At 73.1% G+C, this 12572-nt stretch carries 11 protein-coding genes; 4 read left to right on the forward strand and 7 right to left on the reverse strand.

Translation table 11 applies throughout. The features are described from left to right. Window positions 1-97: 97 nt before the first annotated feature. A complete protein-coding gene (locus RMN56_RS00510) occupies window positions 98-811 on the forward strand; it encodes a DUF998 domain-containing protein (RefSeq protein ID WP_313721804.1) in 714 nt (237 codons plus the stop codon). On the opposite strand, the gene RMN56_RS00515 is transcribed toward RMN56_RS00510, so the two are convergent. The 3 genes from RMN56_RS00515 to RMN56_RS00525 all read right to left on the reverse strand — a co-directional run bounded on the left by RMN56_RS00515 (window position 780) and on the right by RMN56_RS00525 (window position 4211). Next, entirely contained in the window at window positions 780-2381 is a 1602-nt protein-coding gene (locus tag RMN56_RS00515) for an MFS transporter (protein ID WP_313721805.1), read from the reverse strand. The genes RMN56_RS00510 and RMN56_RS00515 overlap by 32 nt on opposite strands. 97 nt (window positions 2382-2478) lie before the next feature. Beyond that, window positions 2479-3528: a S1 family peptidase gene (locus tag RMN56_RS00520; protein ID WP_313721806.1), complete on the reverse strand. Its 1050-nt coding sequence runs from the start codon at window positions 3526-3528 to the stop codon at window positions 2479-2481. Between the two features lie 209 nt (window positions 3529-3737). After that, the gene (locus RMN56_RS00525; protein ID WP_313721807.1) at window positions 3738-4211 is read right to left on the reverse strand and encodes a winged helix-turn-helix transcriptional regulator; all 474 of its coding nucleotides are present in this window, start codon (window positions 4209-4211) and stop codon (window positions 3738-3740) included. 56 nt (window positions 4212-4267) lie between these two features. Between RMN56_RS00525 and RMN56_RS00530 the strand changes: the two genes are divergently transcribed. Continuing rightward, window positions 4268-4777, forward strand: coding sequence for a PaaI family thioesterase (locus RMN56_RS00530; RefSeq protein ID WP_313721808.1), 510 nt, complete (start codon window positions 4268-4270; stop codon window positions 4775-4777). Window positions 4778-4797: 20 nt separating this feature from the next. On the opposite strand, the gene RMN56_RS00535 is transcribed toward RMN56_RS00530, so the two are convergent. Genes RMN56_RS00535 through RMN56_RS00545 form a run of 3 tightly spaced genes read right to left on the reverse strand, consistent with a single transcriptional unit; the run spans window position 4798 to window position 7903 of the window. Further along, window positions 4798-5733 (reverse strand): acyl-ACP desaturase, encoded by a 936-nt coding sequence (locus RMN56_RS00535; RefSeq protein ID WP_313721809.1) that lies wholly within the window; start codon window positions 5731-5733, stop codon window positions 4798-4800. Between the two features lie 51 nt (window positions 5734-5784). After that, window positions 5785-7125, reverse strand: coding sequence for a histidine--tRNA ligase (hisS, locus tag RMN56_RS00540; RefSeq protein ID WP_313721810.1), 1341 nt, complete (start codon window positions 7123-7125; stop codon window positions 5785-5787). A 58-nt stretch (window positions 7126-7183) separates the two neighbouring features. Then, complete coding sequence (locus tag RMN56_RS00545; protein ID WP_313721811.1) at window positions 7184-7903, reverse strand: MBL fold metallo-hydrolase; 720 nt, start codon at window positions 7901-7903, stop codon at window positions 7184-7186. Between the two features lie 259 nt (window positions 7904-8162). Between RMN56_RS00545 and RMN56_RS00550 the strand changes: the two genes are divergently transcribed. Continuing rightward, entirely contained in the window at window positions 8163-9032 is an 870-nt protein-coding gene (locus tag RMN56_RS00550; protein ID WP_313721813.1) for a peptidylprolyl isomerase, read from the forward strand. Window positions 9033-9097: 65 nt separating this feature from the next. Beyond that, window positions 9098-9934 (forward strand): peptidylprolyl isomerase, encoded by an 837-nt coding sequence (locus RMN56_RS00555; protein WP_313721815.1) that lies wholly within the window; start codon window positions 9098-9100, stop codon window positions 9932-9934. A 61-nt stretch (window positions 9935-9995) separates the two neighbouring features. On the opposite strand, the gene RMN56_RS00560 is transcribed toward RMN56_RS00555, so the two are convergent. Next, window positions 9996-12434 (reverse strand): RelA/SpoT family protein, encoded by a 2439-nt coding sequence (locus RMN56_RS00560; RefSeq protein ID WP_313724618.1) that lies wholly within the window; start codon window positions 12432-12434, stop codon window positions 9996-9998. Window positions 12435-12572: the final 138 nt, after the last annotated feature.

The raw sequence follows: 12572 nt of genomic DNA on the forward strand, positions 1-12572 counted from the left end.
TTCTGTCAGGGCGGGCGGGCCGGCTCCCGGGCACCCGCCAGGCCGGGCCCGCGCCGAACCCCGGACCGGGGCCGGGCCGGGCGGTTACCGTGGCCGGGTGCGTGCCGTACCGAGCTGGGCCGTGGCCACGGCGGCGGCCGCGCCCGTCCTGCTGGTGGCGGGCTGGACGGTGGCCGGCGCCCGGCAGCCGCCCGGCTACGACCCGGTGCGGGACACGATCAGCGAACTGGCCGGCGAGGGCGCGACCGACTCGTGGCTCATGGCGGGCTGCCTGGCGCTGCTCGGCTGCTGCTACCTGGGCACCGCGCTGGTCCTGCACGCGGCCGGGTTGCCCAGCCGGTTCCTGCTCGCGCTCGGCGGGACGGCCACCATCGCGCTGATCGCCTTTCCCCGGCCGCAGGTCGGCGGGTCGCCGGCACACGGGACGGTGGCCACGATCGCGGTGCTCGCCCTGTCGCTCTGGCCGGCCGGGTCGGCGCTGCGGCTGCCCCGGGCCGTCCGGCGCGGCGTGGCCGCCTCGCCCGCCGGCACGCCGCCGTGGGCGTTCCGCCGGCCGGTGGCGCTGGCCGCGACCGCGCTGCTGCTGGTCCTCTTCGGCTGGTTCGTCGTCGAGGTGACCGGCGGGTCGCGGACCGGGCTGGCCGAGCGGGTGGCCGCGCTGGCCGTCGCGCTCTGGCCGCTGGCCGCGGTCCTGTCCGCCCGGCGGGCGCACCGCCGCTTCCTCGCGCGGTCACCGGAACCACCGGCGGCGGACCCGGCCCGGCCGGACGGGCCGCCGGTCAGTCCGGGTCGGCCGGGAGCAGGTGGTTGACCCGTACGTCGCCGTCGGCGAGCGCCCGGGCGCGCTCCTCGACCGCCCGGTCCGCCCCGGTGAGGCGGCCGCCGTGCTGGCGCAGGTGCTCCTCCCAGGACGGGACCTGGTAGACCTCGACGAAGCCGTGCGTCCGCTCCCCGGCCCGGAACAACCCCCAGCGCATCGCCCCGGTCCGCCGCCGGGACCGGCCGACCACGCGCATCGCCTCGACGAACTCGGCCTGCCGCTCGGGGTGGACCGTGTAGGAGACGGTGACCAGCACCGGGCCGCCGCGCGGCTGCGGCTCCAGGGCCAGGTTCGGCTCGGGCCAGTAGATCGCCGGGTCGCGGTCCACGCCGCGGGTCTCCCGCAGCGGCCAGAGCAGCACGCTGAACGCGCCGACCGCCATCACCACGGCGGCCGCCGTGAGCGCCACGACCAGGCCGGTGACCTCGCCGAGCCCGCCCCAGGCGACCGCGCCGAGCGCCTGCCCGCCGGCGAAGACCATCTGGTAGACGGACAGGCCGCGGGCGCGTACCCAGCCGGGGAGGAACAGCTGCATGGCGGCGTTGACGCTGGACAGCACGGTCATCCAGGCCAGCCCGGCGGGCACCAGCGCGGCCACCGCCACGACCGGCTCCGGCACCAGCGCGAGGACCAGCAGCACCCCGGCGTAGAGCAGGCCGGCGAGGAGCAGCAGCCGGTTGCTGGAGAGCACCCGGCGGACCCGGGGCAGGACCAGGGCGCCGGCCACCGCGCCGACGCCGAGCGCGCCGAGCAGCACGCCGTACCCGCCGGCGCCCAGGCCGAGCCGGCGGCTGGCGACCAGCGGCAGCAGCGCCCACAGCGCGCTGCCCGGCACCACGAACAGGGCGGCCCGCAGCAGGATCCGGCGCACCACCGGGGAGTGCCGGACGTACCGGCCGCCGGCCCGCAGCGCCGCGGTGAACCGTTCCGGCACCGGCTCGGTCTCCGGCCGGTCGGGACGCCAGCGCAGCAGCGCCAGCGCGAAGATCGCGAACGAGACGGCGTTGACCGCGAAGACCACCGCGACGCCGGCCCGGGCCACCAGCAGGCCGGCCACCGCGGGCCCGACCGAGCGGGCCAGGTTGACGCTGATCGAGCCGAGCGCCGAGGCGGAGACGAGCTGCGCCCGGGGCACCAGCTCGGGGATCACCGCCTGCCAGGCCGGCAGGGTGAGCGCCTGCCCGACGCCCAGGCCGAAGGTGAGGGTGAGCAGCAGGGCCGGCGGCATCCGGTGGGCCGCGGTCAGCGCCGTGAGCAGGACGCCGACCGCGGCCAGGAAGCACTGCACGGCGATCAGCAGCCGCCGCCGGTCGAAGGTGTCGGCGAGGGCGCCGGCCGGCAGGGCCAGCAGGAGCACCGGCAGCAGGCTGGCGGTCTGCACCAGGGAGACCAGGGTCGGCGCGTTGGGCTGGTCCACCAGCAGCCACTGGGCGCCGACGGTCTGCATCCAGGTGCCGACGTTGCTGGCCAGCACGGCCAGCCAGAGGCCGCGGAACGCGGCGATGCGCAGCGGCGCCCAGGCGGACGCCGGCTGCGCGGTCGGGGTCATGGGGGCGCTCACCGGCCGGAACGTACCCCGCCCGGCGGCGGTCAGTCCGGTGATCCACGGATGCGGACGGGCCGCCGGTCGTCCCGGCGGCCCGTTCGCGTGCGGTCGATCAGAAGACGCTGACGCCGTAGCGGCTCAGCACCTCGGTGACCGGCTGGAAGTAGGTGGTGCCGCCGGAGGAGCAGTTGCCGCTGCCACCGGAGGTGAGGCCCAGCGCGGTGCTGCCGGCGAAGAGCGAGCCGCCGCTGTCGCCACCCTCGGCGCAGACGGTGGTGCGGATCAGGCCGGAGACGCTGCCCTCGGCGTAGTTGACGGTGGCGTTCAGGGCGGTCACCGAGCCGCTGCGCACGCCGGTGGTGCTGCCGGAGCGCCGGACGGACTGGCCGACGTAGGCGTTGCCGGCCGTGGTGATGTCCTGGTAGGTGCCGTTGTAGAGGTAGACGTTGCCGGCCGCGTTGGCCGAGTTGCTGTGCCGCACGATGCCGTAGTCGTTGCCCGGGAAGCTGGTGCCGGCACGGGTGCCCAGCACGCTGGTCTGGCCGGAGTTCGAGTACCAGGTCGAACCCAGGTTGGTGCAGTGACCGGCGGTCAGGAAGTAGTAGGTCGAGCCGCTGCGCACGTTGAAGCCCAGCGAGCAGCGGTAGCCACCGGTGTAGATGGCCTGGCCGCCGGAGATCCGGGTGCTGAGCACGCCGGCCTCGGCCTCGATCCGGACCGCGCCACCGGTGCGGGCGGCGGCGGCCTTGACCCGCTCCAGCTTCGCGCCGGTGACGGTGCTGTCCACGGAGACGACGACCTGGTTGGTGGCCGGGTCGGTCCACCAGGCGGTGCCCGGGATCTTGGCGGACCGCTCCAGCTCGTTGGTGGCCGCCGCGAGCTTGTCGGCGCCCCGGGTGACGAGCTTCGGGGTGGCGCCCGCGGCGCGGACCTGGCGGGCGGCCGCGGCGTCGGTCACCGCGACGACCATGGTGCCGCTGCTGTCGGCGTACGCGCCGGCGGCGCGGTCACCGAGCTTCGTGGCGAGGGCGGCGGCGGCGTCGGGCGAGGCGGGCGAGGCGGGGGCCGCCTGAGCGGGTGCGCCGAGCAGCGATCCGGTGACCAGGGTGCCGGCCACCGCGACGGCGACGGCGCGGCGGAGTGTGGACCTCGTGGGTCGCATGTAACAACCTCCGGATGGGGGTGACGGGCACTGTCATGTGGACGCGCCCGAGGACAACCCGGCCGACCTGGGGAAACCGGCCGGGTCACCAAAGTATTCACATATTTAAGATCCTAAGCAAGACATGCCTTTGCCCGAATTCGCAGGGCCGCGCGATGTAACCGCGAAGCAACATCATCGACATCGGCTGTCAGAGCCGGGCGGTCCGTTCAGCCGCGGCGGCGGGCGCCCGGGCCGGGGCGCGGCAGCACGTCGCGCGGGTCGGTCACCTCGTGCCCCTCGGCGCAATGCAGCGCCACGCGCACCTCCGCGCCGCAGTCGCGGTGGGTCACGGCCAGCGGCGAACCCTCCGGGTCGGCGAGGTAGCGGTCACCCCAGCCGAGCACCGCCACCAGCACCGGCCAGAGGTCGAGCCCCTTGCCGGTGAGCCGGTACTCGTGCCGCAGCCGGCTGCCCGGCTCCCGGTACGGCTCCCGGCGCAGCACACCCTGCTCGACCAGCATGGCCAGCCGGTTGGTGAGCACCTGCCGGGGGATGCCGGTGCGCACCCGCATGTCGTCGAAGCGGCGTACGCCGCTGAAGACCTCCCGGAGCACGACCAGGGTCCACCGCTCGCCGAGGATCTCCATGGCGCGGGCGATCGTGCAGTTCTCGACCGACCAGTCCAGTGCCGCGGGTCTCATGCCGACCAGGCTAGGTCTGATTGACAGACTCAGCAACGCGCTGCGAGGCTGCGTCCATGACACAGACGCAGGAGCGCAGCCGCACCTTCACCTGGTCCGACCCGGTCGCCGGGGCCGCGCACATCGGCCGGCGCGGCGGCCTGGAACTGCTGCGCGCCATGATCGCCGGCGAGCTGGCCGCACCGCCGGTCATGCACCTCATCGACATGTCCCGGATGGAGGCGGACGAGGGCCGCGTCGCGGTCGAGCTCGTGCCGCAGGAGTTCCACTACAACCCGCTGGGCACCGTGCACGGCGGCGTCCTGTCCACGCTGCTGGACACCGCCGCCGCGTGTGCCGTGCACACCACCCTGCCGGCCGGCGTGGGCTACACCTCGCTGGACCTGAACGTGAAGTTCCTTCGCCCGGTCACGGTCGCCAGCGGCACCCTGCGCAGCGAGGGCACCGTGCTCCAGCGGGGCCGCCGCACCGCCCTGGCCGAGGCGCGGCTGACCGACGCGCGCGACCGGCTGGTCGCGCACGCCACGTCGAGCTGCCTGATCTTCCCCCTCGACCAGCCCGCCTGAACCCGCGCCCGGGGCTGCCCTCAGCGGGCCGCGGCGAGGCGGGCGGCGCGGGCCGCGCGCTTCTCCTCGAACCGGGACGCCTGGGTCTCCAGGGTCTCCAGCTGGGCGGCGATCTGGTCGCGGGCGGCCTCGCCGTCGGCGTCCAGCCCGGTCGCCTCGAAGAGGTTCCACTGGCGCAGCACCGGGAGCACCACCTCGTCCCGGTGCTGGCGCAGGTCGTAGATGCCGGCCAACGCGATCGCCACCGACTTGCGGGCGAAGCCGTCGATGCCCACGCCCGGCATCTGGAAGTCGGCCAGCACGTCCGCCACGGCCCGCATGGCCTGGTTCGGGGCCAGCTCGAAGGCGGCGCCGAGCAGGTTGCGGTAGAAGACCATGTGCAGGTTCTCGTCGGCCGCCACCCGGGCCAGCAGCGCCTCGCAGGCCGGGTCGCCGGTCGCCCGCCCGGTGTTGCGGTGCGAGATCCGGGTGGCCAGCTCCTGGAACGAGACGTACGCCAGCGAGTGCAGCACCTCGTCGTCGTGGGTGTTCACGTAGCCCGCCGACATGTGCGTCATCCGGGCCCGTTCCAGGGCCACCGGGTCGACCGCCCGGGTCACCGTCAGGTAGTCGCGGATCGCCGTGCCGTGCCGCCCCTCCTCGGCGGTCCACCGGTGCACCCAGGTCCCCCACGCGCCGTCCCGCCCGAACAGCGTGGCGATCTCGTGGTGGTACGAGGGCAGGTTGTCCTCGGTGAGCAGGTTGACGATCAGCGCGGTCCGGGCCACGTCGGGGATGGTGGAGTCGCCCTCGGTCCAGGGCTCGCCGCCGAGCGGGCCGTCGAAGGTCCGCCCCTCGCTCCACGGCACGTACTCGTGCGGGAACCACTCCTTGGCCAGCGACAGGTGCCGGTCGAGGTTCTTCTCGACCACGGGTTCGAGTTCGAGGAGCAGAGCGGTCTGGCTGAGCACGGTCACGGCGATCTCCCTACGGTGGCGTAACTTACGCCACCGTAGGTCCAATCGTCGTCAGGCGCCAGCCGTGACCGGCCCGACCAGCGGCTTCAGGTCGGCGCGGGGCGGCGTCCACTCCCCCGCCGCGGCGGCCACCTGCTCGCCCGAGCGGATGTCCTTCACCTCGTCGCCCTCGGCCCCCGGGAACCAGACGTACGGGATACCGCGCCGCTCGGCGTACCGGATCTGCTTGCCGAACTTGGCCGCGCTCGGCGACACCTCGGTCGGGATGCCCCGCGAGCGCAGCGCCTCGGCCACCCGGTTGCTGGCCGCCCGCTCCTCCTCGGCGGTCACCGCGACCAGCACGCAGGTCGGCACGTCCCGGGACACCGACAGCGCGCCCGAGCCGAAGAGCAGGCCGAGCAGCCGGGTCACCCCGATCGAGATGCCCACGCCGGGGAAGCGGGTGGTGCCGGAGCTGGCCAGGTTGTCGTACCGGCCGCCGGAGCAGACCGAGCCGAACCGCTCGTAGCCGATCAGCTGCGTCTCGTAGACCGTGCCCGTGTAGTAGTCCAGGCCGCGCGCGATCCGCAGGTCGGCGACGCAGAGGCCGGGCGAGTGCGCGGCGGCGGTCTCCACCACCGCCACCAGCTCGGCGATGCCCTCGTCCAGCAGCGGATCGGTCACCCCGAGGGCGCGCACCGCGTCGGCGAACGAGGCGTCCGGCGCGGAGATCTCGGCCAGCGCCAGACACGCCTTGGCCTGCGCCTCGCTCGCCCCGGCGGTCTCCGCCAGCAGCTCGGCGACCTTCGCCGGACCGATCTTGTCGAGCTTGTCGACCGCGCGCAGCGCCGCCTCCGGGTCGGTCAGCCCGATGCCCCGGTAGAAGCCCTCGCAGATCTTGCGGTTGTTCACCTGGATCCGCACCGGCGGGATCGGCAGCGAGCGCAGCGCGTCGCCGATCACCAGCGGCATCTCCGCCTCGTAGTCGGCCGGCAGGGTGTCCCGGTCGACGATGTCGATGTCGGCCTGGAGGAACTCCCGGTAGCGACCCTCCTGCGGGCGCTCGCCCCGCCACACCTTCTGGATCTGGTAGCGGCGGAACGGGAACTGGAGCTTGCCGGCGTTCTCCAGCACGTACCGGGCGAACGGCACGGTCAGGTCGAAGTGCAGGCCGAGCGCGTCGTCACCGGCGGGGCCGTCGGTGTCGGCCTGCAGCCGGCGCAGCACGTAGACCTCCTTCGAGGTCTCCCCCTTGCGCAGCAGCTGGTCGAGGGGCTCGACCGAGCGCGTCTCCAGCGGCGCGAAGCCGTACAGCTCGAAGGTGGCGCGGATCTGGTCGAGCACGAACTGCTCGATCATCCGCTGGGCGGGCGTCCACTCCGGGAAACCGGAGATGGGCGTGGGCTTGCTCATCGCGTACTCCTTGGGCGCCGCGCGGGACCGCGCGGTGAGGTCGTGGGTCGCGGCCGGGTTACAGGCCGCGGGTGGGCGCGGCCGGGCGCGCGCCGCCGATGCCCGACACCTCGATGAGGTACGGGTTGCTCGCGCGCTCGCGGCCGATGGTGGTCTGGGGGCCGTGGCCGGGCAGGACGACCGTGTCGTCGGCCAGCGGGAGAACCTTCTCCCGGAGGCTGGCCAGCATGCGGGGCATGCTGCCGCCCGGCAGGTCGGTGCGGCCGATCGAGCCCGCGAAGAGCACGTCACCGGAGAGGCAGATCTGGTCGGCCTCCCAGGGCGAGCCGGCGCCGGGCATCCGGAACAGCACCGACCCGCCGGTATGGCCCGGGGCGTGGTCGACGGTGATCTCCAACCCGGCCAGCGACAGCGTCGCGCCGTCGGTCAGCTCCGCCACGTCCTCCGGCTCGGCGTACGGCAGCCGCCCACCGAAGAGCTGGGTGAGGTCCATCGAGAGCGCCTTGGCCGGGTCGGCCAGCAGCTCCCGGTCCTCCGGGTGGACGTACGCGGGGATGCCCCGCGCGCCGCAGACCGGGGCCACCGAGAAGGTGTGGTCGAGGTGGCCGTGGGTGAGCAGCACGGCGGCCGGGTGCAGGCGGTGCTCGGCGAGCACGGCGTCGAGCCGGTCGAGCACCCCGATGCCGGGGTCGACCACCACGCACTGCTCCCCCGGCGCGGTCGCCACCACATAGCAGTTGGTGCCGAAGGCGTCCGCGGGAAAGCCGGCCACGAGCACGTCCGCTCCCCTTCCGTCCGGTCGTCGTCCCTGTCAGCAGCCTAGCCGTACGGGCGACCGGGTTTCGCCGACCACCGGCCCCAGTCGTCACGCCAGGCACAGTGACAACGCCCGATAAACCGAGGCCGGACCTCGTACACCACTTTCCCAGCCGGTACCCGTACACTCTGGCGGGCGTGTGGCGTGGCGCACCCCCGCGACAAGCGGGCGAGCAGCGCCCGGCGCCGGCCAGGACCAGGGTAGAGGAAGGGGAGCACGGGTGGCTTCCAGCAGGGACCGGCAGCGCAAACTGGCGCGGGCCAAGCTCGACCGGCAGCTCGCCCGGCGGGCCGCGGCCGCCAAGCGCCGCCGGCAGATCCAGGCCGGCGTCGGCGCCGCCGTGGTGCTCGCGTTGATCGTGGTCGGTTCGGCCTGGGCGCTCGGCGCCTTCGACTCCGAGCCGAAGAAGCAGGCCGCCGAGGACACCTGCCTCTGGACGCCGCAGGACGCCACGGCCAACACCAACCTCAAGGACGTGGGCACCCCGGCCACCACCGGGCTGCCCACCGAGGGCACCCGGACCATGACGGTCACCACCAACCAGGGCGGCCCGATCACGGCCGACCTGGACCTGGCCGCTGCTCCGTGCGGCGCCGCGAGCATCTCGTTCCTGGCCGGCAAGTCGTTCTACGACAACACCAAGTGCCACGAGATCACCACCGAGGGGGCGTTGCGCTGCGGCGACCCGAGCGGCAGCGGCATGGGCGGCCCGACCTACTCGTTCTACAACGAGAACGTCCCCACCACGCCGGAGGCCAGCCCGTCCGCCTCGCCGGCGCCGGCGCAGCCCCCGGCGTACCCGAAGGGCACGGTCGCCATGATCGGCAACCCGCCCGGCAGCAACGGCAGCCAGTTCCTGATCTTCTTCAAGGACTTCAACCCGGCCACGCCGGCGTACACCGTCGTCGGCAAGGTCACCGGCGGCCTCGACGTGGTGGAGAAGATCGGCGCCCTGCCGACCGTGGACAATGGGGGTGGGGCCAAGGTCAAGCCGAAGACGGACGTGGTGATCCAGAGCCTCACCGTCGGCGGGCCGAACGCCGCGCCGGCCGCCACGAGCGCGCCCGCGGCGAGCCCCAGCGCCGGCTGACCCGGCCGCCCCACCCTGAGCAGCGGCGAGCACCGCCGCACCCGAAAAGCATGTGAGGAGTGACCGTGACGTCCACGAGAGAGCGGCAGCGCGCGGCGGCGCGGGCCCGCCTCGAGCGGGAGATGGCCGAGCGTGCCGCCAAGGCCCGCAAGCGTCGGCAGACCCAGGCCATCGTCGGCGCCGCGGCCGTGCTGGTGCTCGTCGTGGCCGGCACCGTCTGGCTCGCCACCTCGCTCGGCGGTGACGACAAGAAGCAGAACACCGCCGGCGGCGGCGGGTTCTCCCAGTGCACCTACACGGAGGTCCCCAAGGAGGGGCGCCCGAAACAGATCAAGGACGTCGGGCTGCCCGCGACCCAGCAGGCCAACAAGGGCACCCAGACCATGACGATCGACACCAACCTGGGCCCGATCACCACGAAGCTCGACCGGAGCCTGGTGCCCTGCACCGCCGGCAGCTTCACCCACCTGGCCAGCAAGGGCTTCTTCGACAACACCAAGTGCCACCGGCTGGTCACCCAGGGCATCAAGGTGCTCCAGTGCGGCGACCCGAGCGCGACCGGCAAGGGCTGGCGGGAGACCGACGGCACCGGCGGCCCGAGCTACAACCTGGCCGAGGAGAACCTGCCCACCGACAAGCGGCCCCCCTACCCGGAGGGCGTCATCGCGATGGCCAACTCCGGCCAGCCGGGCAGCACGGGCAGCCAGTTCTTCATCGTCTACGGCGACTCCCAGCTCGACCCGAACTACACCGTGCTCGGCACCATCACCGGCGGCATGGACCTGGTGAAGCAGGTGGCCGCGGCCGGTGACGACGGCGCCTTCGCCCAGCAGGCCGGCGGCGGTCACCCGAAGAAGGAGATCGTCATCAACAAGCTGAGCATGAGCGACATCCAGGGCTGACAGCCCCCGCAACGGAAAGCGCCCGCCGGCTCGGAGCCGGCGGGCGCTTCTCGTCGTGCGGTCAGGCGCCGGAGGTGACCCGGTAGGCGTCGAAGACGCCGTCGACCTTGCGGACCGCGGCCAGCAGGTGCCCGAGGTGCTTCGGGTCGGCCATCTCGAAGCTGAACCGGCTCACCGCCACCCGGTCCCGGGTGGTGGTGACCGTCGCGGAGAGGATGTTGACCCGCTCGTCGGAGAGCACCCGGGTCACGTCCGCGAGGAGCTTGTGCCGGTCGAGGGCCTCCACCTGGATGGCCACCAGGAACGTGGAGGCGGAGGTGAGCTTCCAGCTGACCTCGACCACCCGCTCGCTCTGCGCGCGCAGGTCCTCCGCGTTGGCGCAGTCGTCCCGGTGCACGCTCACCCCGCCGGACCGGGTGACGAAGCCGAACACCGCGTCCGGCGGCACCGGCGTGCAGCAGCGCGCCAGCTTGATCCAGACGTCGCTGACGCCCCGGACCACCACGCCCGGGTCGCTGCTGCTCTGCCGGCTGCGCGGCGGCCGGGTGGCGACGGCGGTCTCGGCGATGTCCTCCGCCGCGCCCTCCTCGCCCCCGTACGCGGCCATCAGCTTCTGCACCACCGACTGGGCCGAGACCTGGCTGTCGCCGACCGCCGCGTAGAGCGAGGCCACGTCGGCCAGGTGCAGGTCCCGGGCGATCGCCATGAGCGCGTCCGAGGTCAGCATCCGCTGCAGCGGCATGCCCTGCTTGCGCATCGCCTTGACGATCGAGTCCTTGCCGGCCTCGATCGCCTCCTCGCGCCGCTCCTTGTTGAAGTACTGGCGGATCTTGGTGCGGGCGCGCGGGCTCTTGACGAAACCCAGCCAGTCCTGCGTCGGGCCGGCCGTGTCGGATTTCGAGGTGAAGATCTCGATCACGTCGCCGTTGGACAGCGTCGACTCGAGGGGCACCAGCTTGCCGTTGACCCGCGCGCCGATGCACTTGTGCCCGACCTCGGTGTGCACCGCGTACGCGAAGTCCACCGGCGTCGACCCGGTCGGCAGCGGGATGACGTCACCCTTCGGGGTGAAGACGTACACCTCCTGGCTGGACAGGTCGAACCGCAGCGCGTCGAGGAACTCGCTCGGGTCGGCCGCCTCCCGCTGCCAGTCCAGCAGCTGGCGCAGCCAGGTCATCTCGTCGATGTGCGCCGGCGGGCCGACCACCAGGGTGCCCTTGTGCTCCTTGTACTTCCAGTGCGCGGCGATGCCGAACTCGGCGGTGCGGTGCATCGCGTAGGTGCGGATCTGCATCTCCACCGGCTTGCCGGTGGGCCCGATGACCGTCGTGTGCAACGACTGGTACATGTTGAACTTGGGCATGGCGATGTAGTCCTTGAACCGGCCCGGCACCGGCTGCCAGTTGGCGTGGATGACGCCCAGCGCCGCGTAGCAGTCCCGCACCGTGTCGACCAGGATCCGCACCCCGACCAGGTCGTAGATGTCGTTGAAGTCGCGCCCCCGCACGATCATCTTCTGGTAGATCGAGTAGAGGTGCTTGGGCCGGCCGGTCGTCTCCGCCTTGATCTTGGCGGCCTTGAGGTCGGTGGACACCTTCTGGGTCACCTGGCGCAGCAGCGCCTCGCGCTGCGGCTGGTGCTCGCCGATCAGCCGGTTGATCTCCTCGAACCGCTTCGGGAACAGCGTGCCGAAGGCCAGGTCCTCCAGCTCCCACTTGATCGTGTTCATACCGAGGCGGTGGGCCAGCGGGGCGAGGATCTCCAGCGTCTCCTTGGCCTTCTGCTCCTGCTTCGGGCGGGGCAGGAAGGTCAGGGTGCGCATGTTGTGCAGCCGGTCGGCCAGCTTGATCACCAGGACCCGCGGGTCCTTCGCCATGGCCACGACCATCTTGCGGATCGTCTCCGCCTTGGCCGCATCGCCCAGCTTGACCTTGTCGAGCTTGGTGACGCCGTCGACCAGCAGGGCCACCTCGCCGCCGAAGTCGGCGCGCATCGCATCGAGGGTGTATTCCGTGTCCTCGATCGTGTCGTGCAGCAGCGCCGCCACCAGGGTGGTGGTGTCCATGCCGAGGTTGGCCAGGATGGTCGCCACCGCGAGGGGGTGGGTGATGTAGGGGTCACCGGACTTGCGGTACTGACCCGAGTGCCACCGCGCGGCCGTGTCGAAGGCGCGCTGGAGCAGGCGGGCGTCGGCCTTGGGGTGGTTCTCCCGGTGGGTGGCGATCAGCGGCTCCAGCACCTCGCTGACCTGCGAGGTCTGCCAGGGCGCGTTGAAGCGGGCCAGCCGGGCGCGCACCCTGCGGCCGGTCGGCGCGTTGGAAAGGGCGAAGCCGGCGCCGGGCGTGGGATCCGCCGCGCCGTCGGTCGGGAACGGCACGACGACCGCCCCGCCGTCCGCCTGCCCGTCGGGCACGGGGCCGGTCACTCGCGCCGGCGGGTTGCCGCTGCGCTCGGTCACCGAGCCGTCCGCGTCGCCTGTCGGGTGCACCGTGCCCTCCACCGGAGGGACGACATCGTGGGACACCGGCCTCCTCACCGCTCGCCGGGAAGCGCCGGCCGTCCGGCCGACGTCCTGTCCAACCGGCCGAGGGGCCGGAGTTGTTCCGCGCCGGGCATCGGAACCTCGCGGCCCCGGCAA

This window comes from Micromonospora halotolerans (assembly GCF_032108445.1).
In the GTDB taxonomy this organism is placed as follows: Bacteria; Actinomycetota; Actinomycetes; order Mycobacteriales; family Micromonosporaceae; genus Micromonospora; species Micromonospora halotolerans.